This is a genomic window from Egibacter rhizosphaerae, assembly GCF_004322855.1.
Lineage (GTDB): Bacteria > Actinomycetota > Nitriliruptoria > Euzebyales > Egibacteraceae > Egibacter > Egibacter rhizosphaerae.
This window is the reverse complement of sequence record NZ_CP036402.1, coordinates 3175593-3195971: the sequence shown is the minus strand read 5'-3', so window position 1 is coordinate 3195971 and position 20379 is coordinate 3175593. Positions and strand designations below refer to the sequence as shown.

The following is a 20379-nucleotide window of genomic DNA, read 5'->3' as shown; positions in this document are numbered from 1 at the left end:
AGGGCCCGGACCGGCCTTCGGACCGGACCGGTAGGATCACACACCGTGGCACACCGAACAGGGCCGTGCGCACCCGGCCGGGGGGAGGCCACGCGCACCCGGCCGGACGAGGCCGTGCGCACCCGGCCGGGGGGAGGCCACGCGCACCCGGCCGGAGGAGGCCACGCACAGCCGGGGGAATGCCCTCGCCGCTCACTCCCAGCCGTTGCGTGCGCCGAGGCCGCGCGACACGAACGCCGCGAGCTCGTCGACGACCACCTCGGGCACCTCGCTGGCCTCCGCCCAGAGGACCCACCGCATCCCCACGAGCTCGCCGGCGCCCATCAGCGCGTACGCGAGCACCTCGGCGTCGGCCTCGACGATCTCGCCCTCCCCCATCGCGCGACGCAGCCCCTCGACGTACCCGGCCGCGATCTTCTCGTAGTGCTCGCGCAGCGTCGCCGGGGAGACGAACTCCGCCTGGCGGATGATCCGGTACAGCGCGGGATGCTCGGCCGTGAACCGCAGATAGGCGGCGAAACCGTGCCGCTCGGCCTCGGCGCGGGTGGTGCCGCGGGCCGCGCCCTCGCTCATCGCGTGGCGCACGCGGCGGTTGAGGTCGACGACCAGCTCCTCGAAGATCGCCTGCTTGGAGGAGAAGTAGCGGTAGAACGTGCCCTGCGCGACGCCGGCAGCCTCGGTGATCTTCACGATCGAGGCCTCGTGGTAGCCGAGCGCGCCGAAGACCTGCTCGGCCGCCTCGAGCAGGGCCCCGCGCGTGCGCTCGCCCTTGCGCGACAGCGTGCGGCCCTCGACCGAGGTCGGGGCGGGCGCCTCCTCGATCGGCCACTGGGCCGTGCCCGCCGCGAGCCCGTTGCCGGTTCCCTCGTCGCGTGTCATGTGCTCCCCGGGTCGCTGTTCGGTGTGTCGTGCCGCGCGGACAGAGCATGGCACGAACTCATGCGCGCGCCCCAGGTCGGCGCGCGAGCTCGCCCTTCATCACCTTGTTCATCGACGAGTACGGCAGCTCGTCGACCAGCACGACGTCGCGGGGGACCTTGAACCGGGCGAGCGAAGTGGCGCAGTGCGCGCGCAGGTCATCGGGGTCGGGCGCCGCGCCGGGCGCGGGCACGACCGCGGCAAGGCCCGCCTCGCCCCACCGGTCGTCGGGCACCCCGACCACGGCGACGTCGGCCACCGCGGGGTTCGCGTCGAGCACGGCCTCCACCTCGGCCGGGTAGACGTTCTCGCCTCCCGAGACGTACATGTCCTTGGTGCGGTCGCGGATGCGGTAGAAGCCCTCGTCGTCGCGTTCGGCGACGTCGCCGGTGGCGAGCCAACCGTCGGCGTCGACGGCGGCGGCCGTCGCGTCGGGAACGCGCCAGTACCCGGGAAACACGTTCGGTCCCCGCACCAGCAGCTCGCCGGTCGCCGGACCGTCGAGGCGCTCACCGGTGGCCGGACCGTCGAGGCGCTCGCCGGTCGCCGTGTCGCGCAGCGCGACGTCAACGTGGAGATACGGCTTGCCGGCGTAGCCGACCTTGCGTGGCGCGTCCTCGGGGGGCAGGCCGAGCACGTTCGGGGCCGCCTCGGTCAGCCCGTACCCCTGGACGAGCGCCACCCCGCGGTCGAGGTACGTCTCGAGCAGCGCCTCGGGCATCGGCGCGCCCCCCACGACGGCTTGGCGCAGGCTCGAAAGGTCGGCGTCGGCGAACCGCTCGTGCTGGGCGAGGAACCGGTAGAGGGCGGGCACGCCCATCATCGTCGTGACGCCCTTGCGGGGGACGAGGTCGAGGACCCGCCCCGCGTCGAACGCGGTCTCGAGCACGACCGTCGCGCCCTTCCACCACGCGAGCAGCGGCTGCACGTTCCAGCCCCCGACGTGGAACTGCGGCAGCACCTGCAAGACCACGTCGCGGCCTGTGACGTCGATCGTGCGGTCGAGCGAGATGTTGGTCCAGAAGCAGTTCGCGTGGGTGAGCAGCGCGCCCTTGGGGCGGCCGGTCGTGCCCGAGGTGTAGACGAGCAGCAGCGGGTCGTGGTCGCCGGGGGCGACCCCGACCGGGAGCGGCTCGTCGGAGCCGAGCTCGTCGAGCGCGCCCCACGAGAGGCGCACGCGCTGCGGCACCGCCGTGTCGGCCGCGTCGAGCGCGGCGTCGGCGGCCGCGTCGTAGTCCGCGCCGACGAGCAGCCAGCCCGCGTCGCTGTCGTCGAGCTGGTAGGCGAGCTCGGGCGCCGCGAGGCGCACGTTCAGCGGCAGCAGCATCGCACCGAGCTTGGCGCAGGCGAACAGCACGGCGACGGTCTCGGGACGGTTGCCCGCGAGCACCGCGACCCGGGAGCCGACCCCCGCCCCCGCGCGGGCGAGTCCGGCGGCCACCCGCTCGCTCACGCGATCGAGCTCGGCGTAGGTCGTGGCCTCGCCCTCGCAGTCGATCGTCACGCGCTCCGGCGTGACCACCGCGCGGTCCCGGATCCACCGGTCGAGGGTCAGCTCCCCTGTCACAGGTGCGCTTCCTCCCTCACTCGCGCGCGTCGTCGAGGTGGCGGGCGAGCGTCTCGGCGAACCGATCGGGCTCCTGCACGAACGGGAAGTGGCCGACGCCCTCGCGCCACACCGTCGACAGCGGCCCCGGATGCGCCTCCAGGACCGCCCGCAGCTGGCTGACCATCGGCTGCGGGGGGAACTCGTCCTCGCCGGGCCAACCCGGAACCGCGCCGAGCTGCCCGAGCGTGCCGAGGTCGGCCAGCGAGCCGTCGGCGATGATCCGGTCCTCGGCGCCGTGCAGCCACATGATCGGCACCGCCGGTCCCTGGCTCGCGAACGACGAGAGGTCGCAGTAGCGCGGGCTGATGGCGTTCAGCACGCCGCGCTTGCCGGGCGAGACGTACGGCCAGTACGAACTCTCCACGGAGTCACCGGGGTAGAAGTCGTCGCCGATCCGTCCGGCGAGCATGGCCTCGACGAGGGCGTCCTCCTCGCGGACGAGCTCCGGCGAGGGGAAGAAGAGGTCCCGGACGACGCGCCGCGGGCTGGCCTCGCTCTCGTCGGAGCGGTCGCCCTCGTCGATGCGGCGCACGAGGTCCGGGTTCGCGACACCGCCTCCCGAGCCGGCGTAGTCGGAGGCGCACGGCGTCCCGTCGGGTCGGGTGCCCCCGAACCCGTACGGCGACATCGCCGACACCAGCGTGAGCGAACGGATGCGGTCGGGGTGGTCGAGGGCGAGTTGCATCGCGACCCCTCCGCCCATCGAGTGACCGACGACATGGCAGCCGCTGATGTCCTCGACCTCGAGCAGGGCGGCGAGGTCGTCACTCCAGTCGCGGAGGCCGCGCGTCGCGTCGACCGGAGCCGGCTCCGTGCTGCCGTACCCGCGCAAATCGGGCGCGATGCCGCGATAGCCGCTGGAGAGGAACCGCAGCTGCTCGTACCACGCGCTCCCCGACGACAGGTTCCCGTGGACGAACAGGATCGGCTCACCGTCACCGCGCTCCCAGGTGCGGATCGCGAGCCGATCGGTGCGCACGGTGCGTTCCACCGGATCGGTCATGGTCTCATCGCCCCCTTCTCGGGTCGGTCACCCCGCCTCGGCGGTGGTGTCACCCGCCTCGGCGGTGGTGTCACCCCGCGGATCCTGCCCGACCAGGAAGCGCGCGACGAGTCCCGCCACCGAGCGTGGCTCCTCCCAGTACAGCAGGTGACCGACCTCCTCGAGCGTGACGAGCACGGCGCCAGGCATCGTGTCGGCCAGCAGCGCGGCGTTCGCGGGATCGAGCACGACGTCGTCGGAGCCGTGCACGACGAGGGTTGGGGCGGCGATCCGCGCCTCGCGGCCGCCGGAGTCGTAGCCGGCACCAGCGGCCGCCTGCGCCCGCCACCCGGCCGGATCCTGCGCCGTGGCGCTGCGCAGCGCCACGATGCCGTCGACGAGGTCCGGATCGCGTTCACGGGAGCGGGGTGACAGCGCGTTGGCGGTGAGCGCGTGCAGCGCCTCGCAGGGGTCCATCTCCTGCGCCCGTGCCAGCAGCTCCTGGGTGGGTGGGGGTATCGGCGACGCGCGATCGCCCCCCGGCTCGTGGCCAGCAGCACGAGGCGGTTCACCCGGTCGGGCCAGCCGAGCGCGACCTCCATCGCGATCATGCCGCCGAGGCTCGCGCCGACGAGATGCACGCGGTCGAGACCCGCGTCGTCGAGCACCGCGATCACGTCGCCGGCCATCGTGGCGGCGTCGTAGGGGCCCTCGGGGACGTCGCTCTCGCCGATCCCGCGGTTGTCGATGTGGACGAGGTTGACCGTCGACGCGAGCTCGTCGGCGAACGGTCCCCAGCCGCCCCGCGGGTAGCCGAGGCCGTGCACGAGCACCGCCCACGGCGCGTCCGGGCCCGCCTCGTCACTGAGCGCATACGCGACCCGGGTCCCGTCGTGGGTGGCGAAACGCGTCTCGGAGGTCGGTGGCATACGCATCACTCCCGGGTTCGGTCGTCGACGTGCTTGGCGACGGCGGCCGGATCCGCCTTCCCGGCGCCCGCCGCGGCCAGATCCCCCGGTGGCGCGGCCTCCCCCCACAGCGCGGCCTCCCCCTGCGGTCCGGCCTCCCCCCGCGGCGCAGCCTCCCCCCGCGGGCCGGGTCCGTCGGTTCGAGCGCCACGACCGCTCGGAGCGCTCCTGGTGCGGTTGCCCGCGTATCCGCGGGTTGCTGCACCGGGCCAGTGGAGCCCGTCATCGACTCGCCGAGTCGTGGTGCGGTTGCCCGCGCATCCGCGGGCAACCGTACGGCGTCTCGGGAGGAGGCGTCCGGTACGTGCACGGCGACGGTACTGCCGACCGGGGTCGGCGCCGGGAACTGCAACGCCGCGGCACGCCACGGCCAGGGCAGCCTGAGGCACCGCCCGCGCCGGGGGAGGCATCGCTCGCGCGCGCCCGCGCCGGGGGAGGCATCGCTCGCCCCCGGCGCCCGCGCCGAGAGCGGCACCACCCGCACCGGGTGAGGCATCGCTCGCGCTCGCGCCCGCGTTCGTCACGACGGACCCGCCCCCCACCGCACGACCGTGGCCGCCCAGGTGTAGCCCGTGCCCGCCGCCAGCAGCAGCACCAGGTCACCATCCCGCACGACGCCACGCCGCGCCGCACGGTCGAGGCCGAACAGCGGGTCGACGCCCGACATGTGGCCGGTGTCGTCGAGGTACATCGCGCGTTCGGTGTCGACGCCCAGCTTCGTGGCGATCGCCTCGTGGATCGACCGTTTCATGTGGATGCCGCACAGCACGTCGATGTCGGCGAGGTCGGCCCCGGACCGCCCGAGCGCTTGCTCGGCGACCTCCAGGAACCGTGGCAGCGACACCGGGTCGAGGCGCTCCTTCATGTCCTGCGGGTCCGGGACGTCCAGCGTGTGGCGCCCCGCGTCGACCGACTCGTGGCTCGGCGGCTCGACGCTGCCCCCGGCGGGCACCTTCACGTCCATCGAGAACGACCCGTCGGTCAGCGTCGCCGAGCCGAGCACCTCGCCGCGCCACGGCAAGCCGGCCGGCTCGCTGGCGAGCAGACCGGCCACCGCCCCGTCGCCGAAGTTGAACATGAACCGCGCCCGCTCGTTCGCGTAGTCCAGCAGGTACGACTCGCGCGACGCGGCCACCGCCAGCACCGTCCCCAGGTCGGGCTCGGCGGCGAGCAGGTCGCGGCACACCCGCAACGCGACCGGCGTGCCGCACGACACGTAGTCGAGCTCCAACGCGAACGTCACCCCGCAGCCGAGCTGCTCGGCGATGCGCGGGGCGGCCTGCCAGACCGCGTGGTCCTTCCACGTCGACCCGAAGTACACGACCGCGCCGATGGCCGCCGCGTCGACCCCGGTCTCGGCGAGCAGCCGCTGCGCGGCGGCGACCGACAGGTCGCTCACGTGCTCGTCGGGGGCGGCGATGTGCTTGCCCCGCAGCCCGAACCGCTCGACGAGGACGTCCTCGGGGATGCCCGAGGCCTCCGCCAGCTCGGACGCGGCCATCCAGCGCTGCGGCAGGTACCCCGCGGTCCCGACGATGCCGACGCGCCCGCCACCCATCACGCACCTCCCGTCTCGTGGCCGCGGCGTCGGCGCGCGCCCACGACACGGTCGAGGCCGAGCCGCGCCGGCAAGCTCGCGATCCCGCCGGGAGCGAACATGACGAGCGCCACGAAGATGACGCCGAGGATGAACATCGGCTCGGTGAGCGGCCCCTCGAGCCACGGGGGGAGGTCATCGAACACGCCGGCGCGTTGCAGGTCCGGCAACCGGTGATCGAGGTAGCCGAACAGCAAACCGCCGAGCGCGGCGCCCCAGAGCCGCCCGAGCCCGCCCAGCACGACCATGATGATCACGTTGAGCGTGAAGATCGCGGTCCCGACCTCGGGGTTCGCGCCGCGGATCACCAGCAGGTACACCGCGCCACCGGCGGCCGCCAGCGTCGCCGACATCCCGAACGACAGGAGCTTGAACCCGAACGGGACGAGGCCGAGCAGCTCGACGCGATCCTCGTTCTCGCGGACCGCCTGCCACACGCGCCCCGCGCGGCTCGAGACCGCGTGCCGGCAGATCACGAACGTCAGCAGGGCGAACAGCAGCGCGAGCCAGTACACCCACTGGAGGTTCACCACCCCGGTGAACAGGTCGGGGATGTGGTCGCTCGACAGCGGCAGGCCCTCCTCGCCACCGGTCACCGACAGCGGGTCGGACTCCACGAGCACGTGGAACGCCTCGGCGAACGCGAGGGTGACCATGGCGGACGCCACGCCGCGCACCCGCAACGCGACCGACCCGAGGACCGTCGCGACCACCGCGACCCCCACGAGGGTGATCGGCACGGCGGCGAAGTACGGCAACCCGCCGTACACCATCAGCATGTTCGACCCGTAGATCCCGAGCGCGAAGTAGAGCGCGTGGCCGAGCGACAGCATGCCCGTGTACCCGAGCAGCAGGTCGTAGCTCATCGCGAGGCCGGCGAAGACGAGGGCCACCGCGAGGATCTGCAGTGTGCCCGGCGACGACAGGTCCCCCGAGAACACCCCCGGCAGGGGCACGTCGACGAACGGCAGCACCGCGAACACGACCCCCAGGGCGCCCACGATCCACGGGAGGGCCCGCCCGCGCTTGGGCGGCGGGATCGCCGCGGACTCGCCGGCCTCCGGTTCCTTGGTCTGCACGCTCATCGCGCCACCGCCCCGAGCAGGCCCTGCGGGCGCAGCAGCAACGTCGCCGCGAGCAGCGCGACCACGGTGAGGTCCCCGACCCCGGCGCCGGCGAAGAAGTTCACGAAGTGGCCTCGTTGTCCGGCGCCCCGCCGAAGTAGTGGTTGAGGAAGTCGATCTCCGGCCCGGCCGGCCCGTAGAGCGGCCAGGTCGCCTGCTCGGCCAACCCGGTCGTGACCGCGTACTCGTCGAGCACGCCCTGCTGCTCGAGCGTCTCCCACATGGCCGGGGTCGTGTCGCCGGCCCAGGCGACGAAGACGAGCTCGGGGTCGGCGTCGGCGACCTGCTGCGCGAAGGGGGTGAACTCCGTCGCGGACAGCGGCACCTCGATCGGCACGACGTCGGCGCCCACGTCCACGCCGAGCACGTTCTCGACCGCGGCGACGTTCGACTCGCCGAACTCGGAGTCCTGGACGAACGCGACGACGGTCTCGCCCTCCAGATCCTCGACGAGCGCCGCGGCGGCCGCGACGTCCTGGTAGGTCTGACGGCCGGAGCGGAACGTGTAGTCGTTCGCGCCCGTGATCGCATCGGTCACCGCCGGCCCCGACAGGTAGAGCACCTCGTTCTCCTCGGCGAACGAGGCCATCTGCACCGCCACACCCGAGGAGGTCGTGCCGCCGAGGATCGTCACGCCCTCGCCGACGAGGTCGACCGCCGAGCTGATCGCCTGGTCCGGCTCGCCCTCGTACCGTGTCCAACTCGATCGGACGACCGTCGACCGCACCCGTGCCGTCGGTCGCCCAGTCGAGGCCGATCTCGAGGCCCTCGAGGTAGTCCTGCCCGTAGCTGCCGAGCAACCCGCTGGTCGAGGTGATGACCCCCACGGGGATGGGCTCGCCATCGGCCTCGGCGGCCTCGGCCTCGTCCGCCTCGTCCTCGTCGTCAGGCTCGTCGTCGTCAGGCTCGTCGTCGTCAGGCTCGTCGTCGTCCGGCTCGTCGTCGGGGGTGTCCTCGTCGTCGGGCTCCTCGGTGTCATCGCCATCGTCGGCATCGTCGGCCGCTTCGTCGGCCTCGCAGGCCGCGAGCAGCAGCGCGAACACCCCGAGCAATGCGATCAGCCACGCGGCCCCTCTCCGCGTGTCCCGTGTCCCGCTCCCCACGTGCGTCGCTGCAGCCATGGCGGTCTCCTCCTCGCACGGCGCCCCACCCCGGCGCGCCTCTGGCTCGCGGGACCTCCCACTGGCCCCACCCGGTGTCGGAGCAAGATATGAGACCTGGTTCACCTGTCAATGCGTGACCAGGGGCCGAAACACTGCTGCGCCCGCGGACGCAGGGGTCCGCGGGCGCAGCAACGACGGAACTCGTGGCCGCGGGCGCCACCCGTGCCCGCGGCCTGGTCACCGCCTCGGTGAGCCGTGGATCAGGGACAGTCGGCCCGGGCGAGCCCCTGCTCGACGATGCCGTCGAGGGTGGCCTCCCCGATGCCCGAGATCGCGGTGAGCTCGTCCACCGAGTTCCACGGTCGCCCGTCCATGACGGCCTCGGCGCGCACCTCACCGATGCCGGTGATCTCCTCCAGCAGCTCCGCGTCGGCCTCGTTGAGGTCGACGCAGGTCGGCTCGCCGGCGCGCGCTCGGTCGAGCAGCTCGGCGACCGAGTCCGCGATGGCCGCCTCGCCACCGAGGATCTCGAGTCGGCCGAACGCGGCATCGGAGACCACGTCGACGAGCGGGGACGGCAGGGGCGGCTCGCTCGCGGCGAGCAGCACGGGTGCGGGCTCCTGCGCCGCGGCGGGCACCGCGGCGAGGGCGTCGGCGAAGTCCTGTCCGGTGGCGACGTACGCGGCCTCCGCATCGTCGATGCGCCGGGCGAGTGCCGCGGCCGTGTCGTAGCGGTCCTCGCCAGCGATCCGCTCCACGTCGCCATCGACGAGGGAGGCCAGGTCCGCGTCGACGTCCGGACCCAGGGCCGCCTCGCCACCGAGGACGATCGCGTCCTCGACACCCAGGGCCGTCAGCACCTCGGCGGTGACCTCGGGCACGCCGTCCTCCTCGGCGAGCAGCACCGGCGCGTCGTCGGCCGCCGCGACCGCGCCGCCCGCGAGCGCGTCCGCGAAGCCCTCCCCGGTCGCGACGTAGGCGGTGTCGGCGTCGTCGAACGCCGTCATCGCCAGCGCGGCCGCCGTGGCGTACCGATCGGTCCCGTCGACCCGTTCCACGTCGGCGCCCGCGTCGCCGAGCGCATCCTCGACCTCGGGGGCGATCGCCGCTTCACCGCCGGCGAGCACGAGCCGCTCGGGCGCCAGCTCGTCGAGGGCTTCCGCGGTCGGCTCGGGCACCTCGCCCTCGCGGCGGACGAGGAGCAACGGAGCGCCCTCGACGACGGCCACGGGGCCGGAGGCCAGCGCGTCGGCGAAGGCCTCGCCCGTCGCGAGGTACACGGTGTTGGCGTCCTCGTAGGCGCTGGTCGCGATGTCGGCCGCGGTCGCGTAGCGGCCGTCGCCGGCCGTGCGGCCAAGCGCGGTGCCGGCGACCGCACCGCCGTCCTCGCCCGAGGCATCGCCGTCACCGCCGGGGCCATCCGAGCCACCGCCGTCACCGCCGGAGCCGTCCGAGCCGCCCGAGCCGCCCGAGCCGCCGCCGCCCGGACCACCGCCGCCGCCCGGGCCGCCGCTGCCCGGGCCGCCGCTGCCCGGACCACCGCCGCTGCCCGAGCCGCCGTTCGCGACCCAGGGCAGGCCGACCGACTCGAGGCCGGGGTTCGCGTCGAGGATCACGTCCTCGAATTCCGCCTCGTCGGTGACGCCGTTGACCTCGCCGAACGGGTCCTCGAACGCCGCGGCCGCGTCGCCGTCGAACGCCTCCACGGTCACGCCCTCGATCGTGAGCGCCGCGAACTCGCCGGTGGTCCACAGCCCCGCGTCGCCGGCATCGGCCACCGTGCTGTCGCGCACCGTCACGTCGGCGGCCTCGTCCAGGCCCTCGAACGCGATCGCGCGATGGCTCGTGACCTCGCGCACCGTGAGCGATCCCTCGCCGTCGGTGACGCGAAGGGCGGGGGTGGGGTGGTTGCCGTGATCGCCGCCGTCGACCGCGATGGACGTGCCCTCGACGGTGACGTCCGCGACCCCCTCGACGTCGAGGGCGACCGGCCGATGGGGCGGGGCGACGGTCCCCGGCTGACGGTCGACGCGCAGGTCGAGGCCGTTGACCCGCACCCCGTCGGCCTGCACGTGCAGCAGCGGCTCCCCGGGGTCGGGCTGGTCGAGCGCCGCGCCGTCGAGACCGATCAGCTCCAGCCCCGCGAGGTGCTCAGGGATCGTGACCCCCTCCTCGAACTCCCCCGCGAGCACAAGCGTGTCATCGGCCCGGGCGGCATCGATCGCGGCGCCCACGCTGTCGTGCGTCGCGTTCGTCGCGAGGTTGAGGACGGTGCCGGGATCGACGAAGTCGAGGGTCACGTCGTCGACGCCCTCGTTCGCGTCGACGACCGAGTCGATCACCGCCTGAGGCTGGGTCTCGCCGTTGACCTCGCCCGGCCGGTCGACGAGCTTCACGGCCGCGTCGACCTCGCCGAGCGTCCCGAACTCCTCGACGGTGTTGCCGGTCAGCTCCAGCGACGCGAACTCGCCGACCGTCCAGAACGCCTCGTCCCCGGCGGTGGTCACCGTGTTGCCGGTGACGGTGATGTCCGCGTCCGCGTCCGGGCCGGCGAACGCGATCGCCGCGTCGACGGTGGTCCCGGTCACCTCGGTGTCGCCGACGTCGCCACCGCGGATCGCGGGGATCCCCGGCACGCCGTCGTCGGTGATGTCGACCTCGACACCCTCGACGGTCGTACCGCTCGCCCCGTCGAGCGCGACGGGGTTCGCCGAGCCCGTGCTGCGGTCCTGCGCCAGCGTGAGGTTCGGGCCGACCGACACGTCGTCCACGGCGACCCGGACGAGCGGAGCCTCGCCGTCGCCGGTGATCGTCGCCGAGTTGCCGCGGATCGTGACGCCGGGGACATCGACCTCCACCGACTCGTCGAACGTCCCGAGCAGGACGATCTCGTCGCCCTCCTCGGCCGCGTCGAGCGCCTCGGCGATGGTGTCGTACACCTCGTCGCCGATCCGCGCGCCCTCCTCCTCGGCGAGCCAGGGCAGCTCCACCGAGTCGATGCCGGGGTTCTGGTCGAGGACGGCGTCCTCCACCTGCGCCGGGTCCTCGGCGGTGTCGACGCCATTGATGACCTCGACGGGCTCGGCGACGAGGACGTCGGAAGCGTCCTCGTCCTCGGTCCCCGCCTCCTCGACGGTGTTGCCGAACAGCTCCAGGGTCAGGAACTCGCCGGTGGTCCAGATACCCGCGTCGCCGGCGGTGCGCACGATCGAGTCGTCGATCAGCACATCGGCCGCCTCCCCGGCCTCGTGGAAGGCGACCGCCGCGTCGGCCTGCACACCCTCGACGAACGCGAACTCGGACACGCCCTCGGCCCGCAGCGCGGGGTTCGTGGGCGTCACGTCGTCACCGGGGATCGACAGGTCGAGGCCGAACAACACGAGCCCGTCGGCGTCGGAGGCCTCGAGGACCCCGGGATTGGTGGGCAGCTGCTGCGAGCGGTCGAGCTCGAGGTCGAACCCGTCGACCAGCACGTCGTCAGCGAGGATCTCGAGCGCGGGATCCGCCGGATCGGCGGCGGCGATCCCGGCGTTGGACGCGAGCAGCGCGAGACCGTCGGTGTCGACGACGACGTTCTCCTCGAACTCGCCCCGGGCAAGCAGCGTGTCGCCCTCGTCCGCGGCGCCGACCGCCTCCTGCACGGAGTCGAACACCTCCGCGGGATCGTCGACGTTGACCACGCCCTCGCGGGCGGGCAGGGCGATGGCCTCCCGCCCCTCGGGGGCGCCGGTCGAGGCGATCTCCTCGTCGGCGAGGTACCGCCCGTTCGTGAGCAGCAAAACGCCGAGATCCTCGGAGTCGGTGCCGAGCAACTCGGAGCCCACGATCTCGCGGGTCTCGCCCGCCTCGAGGACCGAGTCGAGCACGAGCGCCTCGTCGTCGGGTTCCAGGTCGGGCAGGAACCGCTCACCGAACGGCACGATCGGCGGTCCCTGCATGACGTCGGTCGGCAGGCCGTCGAACGCGTCGACCCCCAGCACCGTCACGTCGATCGGCTCGCCGATCCCCAGCAGATACTCGAGGGGGTCGATCCCGAGCGCCGCGAACGGGGCCACGAAGGTCGTGGTCGCCGCGTTCGTCTGGTGCTGCACGTAGAACGGGTCCGCGAGGATCGCGCCGGTGTCGGGGTCGACGACCACCGCGACCGCCTGTCCCTGCAGGCCCGCTCCCGTGATCAACCCGATGTCGACGGTGAAGATCGCACGGTCGGGGTCGCCGTCGCCGGTGGTGTCGAGCTGGACCTCCAGGTTCTCCGGCAGGGAGGCGTTGGTGGTCCGGTCCCACGTGTCGACGGCGAACTCAAGGGCGAAGTCGGTGCCGATGTCCACCGTGCGGACCCCCGCCGCGCGCAGATCCGCGAACTCCCGGGTGAACGGGTCGCCCTCGTCGTAGGTGCGCTCGTCCTCGCCGAGCAGCGCGTACCCCTCGAGCCCCGCGTCGGCCTCAGCGTCGTTCGACAGCTCGACGGTGGGATCGGCGATCCCGATCTCGTTGGGCTCGGCGTCGACGTCGCCGGCCGGCCGCGGCAGCACGTGCCACGGCACCGCGGCGGCCTCCTCGTCGGCGTCCTCATCGGTGGCCACCACGTACCCGTCGTACTCGAGGTGGGTCAACAGGTCACCGTCCCGACCGTCGACGCCGGCATCCAGGCGCCAGTCGTCCAGCTCGGCCGGGTCGATCGTCATCGACACGTTCAGCGTCGTCGCCTGACCGGGGCTCACGGTGACGGGGCTGTCGACGGTCACGTCGACGCCGGGCTGGCCGGCACCGCTGCGCTCCTCGACCGCGAAAGAGACGGTGCGGGTCGAGTCGCCGATGTTCTCGACCTCGAGCCGCTCGGTGACCGTGGTCTCCTCGGTCACGTCGGGGAAGCCGAACGACAACGCCGCCGCCGCGCCCTCCTGGTCTCGGGAGCGCACGACCAGGTCGGAGGTGGCCGCGTCGGCCAGGCGCAGCTCGCCCGCCCCGGCCCGCGACACGGGGGCAGGCTCGCCGAAGAACGTCTCGAGGTCCCGGTCCGCGGCGTGCATGAGCCGCGCCTTGACGTCGCCCGGTGACAGGTCGGGCTCCAGCTCGAGGAGCACGGCGGCGGCTCCCGACACGTGCGGCGCGGCGCCGCTCGTGCCCCCGAACGTGGTGGTCTCGTCACCGCTCGCGGCCTGGGCGGTCATCGCGGCGCCCGGCGCGCCGATCTCGGGCTTGAGCTGGTGGCTCTGCGGCGCCGGCCCGCGGGAGCTCGTCCCGACGACGGTGTCGTCCAGCGGGGCGTCCTCGGCCGGATCGATCGAGGCGGCGAGGTCGTCCGCCCCGTCCGCGAACTCGATGAGCCCCGTCTCGGTCATGTAGCCGGGGATGTCGATGGGCTCGTGGCCGCCGTCGGCCCCGTCGAACGGTGGCTCGTCCACGTCCTGGACCACGAGGCCGACCTCGGCCCCGGCGACCGAGAGGTTGGAGACCTTCTCGCTGAAGGCGCACTCGCCGCGCTCGACCGCCACGATCCGCCCGTCGAGCTCCCCCTCCTCGTAGGGCCGGTCGCCGTCGGGGTCGATCCCGCCCTCGTCGTCGACGTTGCAGGCGAGCTGCTCGCCCGGGGTGTCGCCGAGCTCCGGGCCGATCGCGAGGTCGGCTTCGACGGGGTCGTCCTGCTCCTCGCTGAACGAGAAGCGCACCGCGGAGAACTCCTCGGTGGCGCCGTCGGCGGTCACCTCGACGAGGTCGACCGCCTCGCCGGTGACCGCGGTCTGCGCGACCGACAGGATGGGGTCGCCCGACGACGGCGTGCCCGTGGAGAAGGGGTTGTCACCGGCGTTGCCGGCGCTCGAGACGACGCTCACCCCGAGCGCGCTCGCGTTCTCGAGCGCGAGGGTGCTCGCGGTCGTCTCCGGCAGCCCGTAGTCGGCGCCCAGCGAAAGGTTGATGATGTCGACGCGGTCGCGCAGCCCCGGGTCGCCCTCGGGAGAGAGCGCGTAGTCGATCGCCTCGAGCTGGGCCGTCCCCGAGCAACTCAGCCCGTAGGAGGCGCAGACCTTCAGTCCCCAGAGGTCGGCGCCCGGGGCCACGCCGGGATCCTCGCCGACGCCACCGACGATGTCGGCGACGCTCGTGCCGTGCCCCCCGATGTCGATCGGGTTCGGGTTGGGGTCGAGGAGCGCGTCGTCGAGCGGGTCGTCGGGGAGCTCCTCGGGGTCGGGGAACTCGTTCGGGTCGGCGCCCCACATCTCGCCGACGAAGTCGAAGCCCTCGGTGACCTTGTCGCTGTTGAACGGGTCGTCCTCGTCGCCGGGCAGCTGCTGGTTCTCCGGCGAGTCCCAGGTCTCCCCGTACACCGCGGTGAAGGCGTCCTCGGTGCCGTCGCCGCCGAGGCGCTCGTGGGTGTAGTCGATGCCGGAGTCGAGCACGGCGACCGAGACGCCGTCGCCGTCCGCGTCGATCCCCACCTCGTCCAGCACCTCCCCGGCGCCCACCTGAGCGACGGTCCGGTCGAGCTCGCGCTCGTAGTTCACGACGGGCTCGACGAACGCGACGTCGTCGAGCTCGAGCAGCTCCCGCGCCAGCTCGGCGTCCCCGTCGACCACCAGGGCGTTGATCGCCTGTCGCAGCTCGACGGTCCGGTCCTGGTGGACCTGCGGCCCGCGCGCCGGCGGCTGGTGCGCCGCGATCTCCGCGCGCACCGCTTGCTGCTGCTGCGCGATCCGATCCTCGGCGTCCTCGGCCTGGGGCGCCTCCTCGATGCCGGGCTCGCGCACGTCGGGTGCCGCCTCGACCAGGACCTCCGCCACCGATGGCAGGGTCAGCCCGACGACGAGCCGGTCGTCCCGGACCCGAGCCTGTGCGCCCGGCCGGTCGTCCCGCGGATCGAACGTGCCGTCGACCGCGACGGCGTCGGCGTCGACCTCGGGCAGCAGCTCGGCGAGGGCCTGCGCGTCGGGCTCGTCCGCCTCGACGGCCTCGGACAGCGCATCGGCGCGGTCCAGGGACCCGCCCGCATCGGCCCGCGCGCGCTCGAGGCGCTCCCGGGCGCCGTCGCGCAGGTCCTGGGAGCGCTCACCCAGCGAGTCAGACGGATCATCGTCGGTGGCATCCTCGTCAGGCTCGGCGCCCACACCGCCGACGGGTGTGAGCGCAACCACGAGGAGAAGTGCAAGCACGAGCGAGAGCTGTCGACGCATGAGAATCTTCCTCCACTTTCGTCCGCCTCACCGGACGTGAAGCGCCGCGGTGAACTCCCGCGGCGCGGGGGTCATGCCCACCTCATCGAGCGCACAGCCTGTGGGGGAGGTGTCAGACTGTCAAGCCATCCAACGATCTTTCGCTTCCTATCACGTATAGGACGAACAGCGATCTCGCAGCCGCATTTCAGTATCCCCTGTTACGGGACCCCCGATCAGGGGAATGCGCCACCCGGGATCGCCCACCGGGAAGACCGGAGCGCGGCAGGCGCAGCAGGACGAGAGCGATACAGGCCAGCAGAGCGATACAGGCCGGCAGCGGGGGTCAGTCGTGCGCGCGCCAGAAGTGCTGCTCGCGGGCGAAGATCGTGTCGGCCTCGTCGTCGCTGACCTCCCAATAGGTCCGCGCGTCCTCGTCGCCGAACGTGAACGCCAGCCACCCGTAGACGCGCTGGGCCACCCCGACCCGTTCCGCGTCCGGGTTGTGGACCGGGTCCTCCGGTCGCGGTTCGACCGCCCACACCTGCTCGTGCACCTCCGGGGGCACCGGCACGGTCTCCCCCCCGTCCCGGACCCGCGGGTCGGTCGCGCAGGCCCGGTTCCGCTGCGGGCCCGGCACGCCGAAGTCGACCTCCCAGAGCGCCTCGTCGACCGCGACGTGGTCGGGATGGTCGTAGTCGACGCAGTCCGGATGCCCGTCCGCGTTCGCGAAGTTCGCGCCGAGGATCTCCCGCTCGGCCTCAACCGGGAACCGTCCCTCCCCGGCGGTGCGGCGCGCCTCGTGCACCGCCCAGGCGACCTCGTCGGCGGTGAGGGTCCCGTCCCCGAGATCGAACACGAGCCGCGCGTGGTCGGCCCCGACGTACACGTCGTAGTGCACCGCCGGGTCGGATCGGAAGGGATGCTCCGGCGCGGTCTCGCCGGAGGCGACCTCGCCCTCGAGGCGGCCCTGCGCCTCCGGCTCCGGATCGAGCCCGTCCTCGAGCTCGGCGATCCCGTCGAGGAACGCGTGCCACGAGTCGACGCGCTGCTCGGCGCAGCGGGCGACGTCGGTGGGGTCGAACGGTTGCGGCTCCGGGGGGCGCTCGCCCCGCTCGGGCTGGAACGCCTCGCCGTCGCAGCGACCGGTGACCTCCCCCCGGGTCAGCAGCAGGAACACCGGGTACGTGTCGTCGCGCCCGCCGATCAGCCCCCATCCCTGATACTCGTCGTCGGGGTGCGCAATCACGACGTACTGCAGGCCCCGCTCGCCCGCGGCGGGCGCCGGCGCGTCGGGCGGCTCGCGGACGCTGCCGGCCCACCACCCGCAGCCGGCGAGCAGCACGGCGGCCACGAGCGCTCCCCCGGCGCGCAACGTGGCACGTCGCGAGGCAGCGGCCGGGGGCGGCATGTCGGCTAGGGTACCGTCGTCATGGCTAGCGCCACTCCCGCCGTCGCCGCGCCCGCCGGCCTGCGTGGCCGACTGGGCTCGCTCGACGCGTTTCGCGGCTTCACGGTCGCCTCGATGATCTTCGTGTCGAGCCTCGGCGGGGGCTCGGCGAACGCGCCGTACCAGCTGACCCACGTGCAGTGGCACGGCGCGACCTTCCGCGACCTGATCGCGCCGTTCTTCCTCTTCGCGATGGGCATGGCGATGGCGTTCGCCCTCGCCCGCTACGTCGAGGGACGCACCGAGGAGTCCCCGTGGCCCGGCGTGGTGCGGCGGGGTGCGCTGCTCGTGCTGATCGGGTTCGCGCTGAACTTCGCGCTCTACGAGCTGCCCGAGACCGACCTGTCGACGTTCCGGATCATGGGCGTGCTCCAGCGCATCGGGCTGGCCTACCTCGCGGCCGCCACGATCGTGCTGCTCGTGCGCTCGGTGGGAGCCCAGGTCGCGATCGGCCTCGTCATCCTGGTCGGCTACGGCATCGCGCTCGCGACCGTGCCCGTGCCGGGCGCGGGAGCCGGGGTCCTGACCCCCGAGGGCAACCTCGCGGGCTACGTCGATCGGCTCGTGCTCACCGAGGCGCACCTGCACCGCGGCGGGCCCTTCGATCCCGAGGGGCTGCTGTCGACCATCCCGTCGGTCGTGACCGTGATGCTCGGGTGGTGGACCGGGCGCTGGCTGCGCAGCCACGAGTCGCGGTCGACCGCACCGGACGCGGTGTCCTCGGGCTCGTCGGCGCGGCCGGGCCGGGCCGGCGTGCTCGGGCTCCTGGTCGCCGCCGGGCTGCTCGGCGTGGGGGGCGGCCTCGCGCTCGGCGAGCTCCAGCCGGTGAACAAGGCGATGTGGACACCCGCGTTCGTGCTGCTCACCGCCGGCTGGGGGTGGCTGATCCTCGCCGGCTTCTACGGGCTCGTGGAGCTGGTCGGGATGCGCCGGCTCGGGTGGACGTTCGAGGTGTTCGGCCGCAACGCGCTGTTCGCGTTCACCGTGCCGCGGGTCATCGCCCACCTCCTGGACCTGTGGGAGGTCGGCCCCGAGGGCGAGGGCGCGTTCACCTACGCCTACGAGGGCACGATCGAGGTGTGGGCGGAGCCGCTGTTCGGGGTCGCCACCGCGTCGGTGCTCTACGGTCTGCTCGTCACCGTCGTGTGGTGGGGGATCCACTACGGCATGTACCGGCGCGGCTGGTTCGTCCGCCTCTGACCGGGCGCACTCGGCACGCCCGACGAGGCGGCTCACCGCGGGGAGGCGTCCACGTCCGCGGTGTCGAGCGCGAGCCCGCGCCGCTGCCAGCCCGCCTGCCGCAGGAAGTACCCCGTCTCGACGTCCCACGTGTGCCCGGAGGGACGCCGGGTCAGGACGAACCCGAACCCGTGGGTGCGGTGGACCTCGCCGCCGGTCGCGCGGACATCGTCGATCAGCAGCCGGTCGACCGCGCGCGGTGCGTCGCGCCAGCCGCCGGCGGCCTCGAGGTCGCCTCGGTCGAGCAGGAGCGTCCCGCCCGCGATGCGGTCCGAGCGTGACTCGGCGCCTCCGGTGAAGCGGCGGATCGTGACGTCGATGTCGTCGAGGTGGACGAACTCGGCCGCCTTGCCGACGAGCTCGCCGTCCCCGTAGCTCCACGCGAGCTCGAGGTCGACGAGGTGGTCGGGGCCGTACCAGTCGTCGTCGTCCATCTTCGTGATCAGGCGTCCGCTCGCGGCGTCGGTACAGCGGTCGAGCACCGCGCCGAGCGTGGCCTCCGGCGGCGCGTGCAGCACGGTGACGGGCACGCCGGCCTCCGCTCGCAGGTGGTCGGCGGCCTGCTCGTCGAAGGTCGCGCCGTGCAGCGCGACGACCGCCTCGACGTGGGGATGCCGTTGGGCGGCGAGCTGGCGGGCCAGGTGCGCCAGCATCTCGGGACGGTTCGTCGACGTGACCACGCTGATGGTCCGGGGGGCCCGGGCGGGCAGTCCGAGCCGGGCGCGCAGCTCCCGCCAGCGTGGCCCGGGCGCGTGCCGGGTCAGCGCGGCGCGACGGACGCGCACGCTGTGCCGCTCGCGTACGAGCGGGTCCGCGAGGTCGCCGGGCTCGACCGACCGCGCGAGGCCGAGCAGGTCCCGCCCCAGCAGCGCGCCGAGCGGGCCCTCGCGCGGGTCCTCGTGGTCCAGCAGCACGAGGGGAGCGCCGGCCGCCGCCAGGGCCGCGAGCACCCGCGCACGGGCCGGCACGTCGTCGTGCAGCGCCGGGTGATCGACCACCGCCCGCGCCCCGTGGACGCGATCGACCAGGTCGCGGCGAACCGGCGCGTGGGGGGCGTGGCACGTGACGTCGACGTCGTCGCCGACGGCCGCGGCGAGCCGCGGGCCCTCCGCCGCCGTGCCGGTCGCCACCGCGAGCGGGCGCGGACCGTCCTCGGCGCGGAAGCCGGTCGGGTTGCAGACCGAGAGGTCGACCGGCGGCAGCGCCGTGACCTCCACGGGCACCTCGCCCGGTTCCTCGGCGTCGGGACCGTCGGCGGCGCGGGGCTCGGCCGCACGCGACACCTCGGCGCCGGGTCCGCCGCCCCCCGGCAGATGCACCACGGCCGCGCCCAGCGCCCGGACCTGGGAGAGCACGCTCGCCCGCCTCGCGGGGTCGTCGGCGAGCCAATCGGCGTCCACCAGCAGGACGTCGAGGCTGCGACCCGCCGCGGTGTAGGTGTCGTCGGCCCAGGCACCGGTCGCGAGCCGGGCGCGTAGATCCCCGGGCACCCAGTGGGCGCCCGACTCCCCGGCGATCGCCACCTGCAGGCCATCGGCACCGAGGCCACGCGCGAGCGCATCGTGTCGGGCCGTCGCCGCAGCCAGCACCTTCCCGACCGGCCCGACGGTCGCGAAGGCGACCTCGAGGAGGCGGTAGTCCCCGCGGCGGCGGTGGGCGACCTCCACCACCCGCGGGGGCAGCTCGCGCAGCGGCACCGGCGCCACCGGATCGGTCAGCTCCCCGATGTCCGGCGGCGCGGCGTCGCCGAGCACGATGGTGACGACCGGCGCCTCCCCGAGCGCGCGGGCCGGCAGCAGGAGCCCGGCGAGCTCTCTGGCGTCGTCGGCGACGAGCAGCGGGCGCCGGTCGCCGGGGGCGAGGGCGGCCTCCCCCTCGTCGCGGGTCACCGCCGCGAGGCGTGCGGCCCATCCCGGCTCGTCGAGCGCGATCACCAGCGCATCGGTCGCCGCGCCGGCCGGTCGTAGCGCCGCGCTCGCCGTGGCGCGGCGTGGCGCGACGACGATGTTCGGCGCCGCGCCCAACGCCGCGCGCAGGCGGCGCATCAGCTCGGCAGGGCGCGCGTGGCCGGCGACGCGCGGGGACGACCCCGGCGAGGAGGGCGACGCGGGGTTCGGCTGCGGGGCACGGCGCATCAACGGCTCCGAGGGTGGTCGGCACGGGCGTACGCCGCGGCGAGCACCGTCTCCGGGTCTCGCGTGCCCGTCCGGGTGCTCCCCCGTCCGGGTGCTGCGCGCGGCG

Annotated in this window: 11 protein-coding genes and 1 pseudogene; 1 reads left to right on the top strand and 11 read right to left on the bottom strand. The window is 73.9% G+C overall.

Translation table 11 applies throughout. The annotated features are described in order from the left end of the window. Nucleotides 1–192 precede the first annotated feature (192 nt). From ER308_RS14830 to ER308_RS14785, 10 genes and pseudogenes are all read right to left on the bottom strand, one after another. The gene (locus ER308_RS14830; protein ID WP_131155702.1) at nucleotides 193–879 is read right to left on the bottom strand and encodes a TetR/AcrR family transcriptional regulator; all 687 of its coding nucleotides are present in this window, start codon (nucleotides 877–879) and stop codon (nucleotides 193–195) included. Nucleotides 880–937: 58 nt separating this feature from the next. Beyond that, complete coding sequence (locus ER308_RS14825; protein ID WP_131155701.1) at nucleotides 938–2485, bottom strand: AMP-binding protein; 1548 nt, start codon at nucleotides 2483–2485, stop codon at nucleotides 938–940. 16 nt (nucleotides 2486–2501) lie between these two features. Next, nucleotides 2502–3530 carry an alpha/beta hydrolase gene (locus ER308_RS14820; RefSeq protein ID WP_131155700.1) on the bottom strand — a complete coding sequence of 343 codons (1029 nt, stop codon included), beginning with the start codon at nucleotides 3528–3530 and terminating at the stop codon, nucleotides 2502–2504. Nucleotides 3531–3557: 27 nt separating this feature from the next. Next, on the bottom strand, nucleotides 3558–3986 hold the full coding sequence (locus ER308_RS22540) for an alpha/beta fold hydrolase (protein ID WP_131155699.1): 429 nt from the start codon (nucleotides 3984–3986) through the stop codon (nucleotides 3558–3560). Then, a pseudogene (locus tag ER308_RS23255) lies at nucleotides 3908–4438 on the bottom strand (alpha/beta fold hydrolase); the annotation flags it as partial. The pseudogene ER308_RS23255 and the gene ER308_RS22540, both read right to left, overlap by 79 nt. Before the next feature lie 559 nt (nucleotides 4439–4997). Further along, nucleotides 4998–6035: a 3-oxoacyl-ACP synthase gene (locus ER308_RS14805; RefSeq protein ID WP_131155698.1), complete on the bottom strand. Its 1038-nt coding sequence runs from the start codon at nucleotides 6033–6035 to the stop codon at nucleotides 4998–5000. Then, the gene (locus tag ER308_RS14800; RefSeq protein WP_131155697.1) at nucleotides 6035–7159 is read right to left on the bottom strand and encodes a branched-chain amino acid ABC transporter permease; all 1125 of its coding nucleotides are present in this window, start codon (nucleotides 7157–7159) and stop codon (nucleotides 6035–6037) included. Before ER308_RS14800 ends, ER308_RS14805 begins: the two co-directional genes overlap by 1 nt. A 100-nt stretch (nucleotides 7160–7259) precedes the next feature. Further along, nucleotides 7260–7925, bottom strand: a complete 666-nt coding sequence (locus ER308_RS14795) for an ABC transporter substrate-binding protein (RefSeq protein WP_165492120.1) — start codon at nucleotides 7923–7925, stop codon at nucleotides 7260–7262. A 636-nt stretch (nucleotides 7926–8561) separates the two neighbouring features. After that, nucleotides 8562–15470: a cell wall-binding repeat-containing protein gene (locus ER308_RS14790; RefSeq protein WP_131155695.1), complete on the bottom strand. Its 6909-nt coding sequence runs from the start codon at nucleotides 15468–15470 to the stop codon at nucleotides 8562–8564. Between the two features lie 325 nt (nucleotides 15471–15795). Then, the gene (locus tag ER308_RS14785; protein WP_131155694.1) at nucleotides 15796–16860 is read right to left on the bottom strand and encodes a hypothetical protein; all 1065 of its coding nucleotides are present in this window, start codon (nucleotides 16858–16860) and stop codon (nucleotides 15796–15798) included. A gap of 21 nt (nucleotides 16861–16881) precedes the next feature. Between ER308_RS14785 and ER308_RS14780 the strand changes: the two genes are divergently transcribed. Beyond that, nucleotides 16882–18099 carry an acyltransferase family protein gene (locus ER308_RS14780; RefSeq protein ID WP_131155693.1) on the top strand — a complete coding sequence of 406 codons (1218 nt, stop codon included), beginning with the start codon at nucleotides 16882–16884 and terminating at the stop codon, nucleotides 18097–18099. A 32-nt stretch (nucleotides 18100–18131) separates the two neighbouring features. Here ER308_RS14780 and ER308_RS14775 read toward each other — a convergent pair whose 3' ends face one another. Next, nucleotides 18132–20273, bottom strand: coding sequence for a glycosyltransferase (locus tag ER308_RS14775; RefSeq protein ID WP_165492119.1), 2142 nt, complete (start codon nucleotides 20271–20273; stop codon nucleotides 18132–18134). Nucleotides 20274–20379 lie beyond the last annotated feature (106 nt).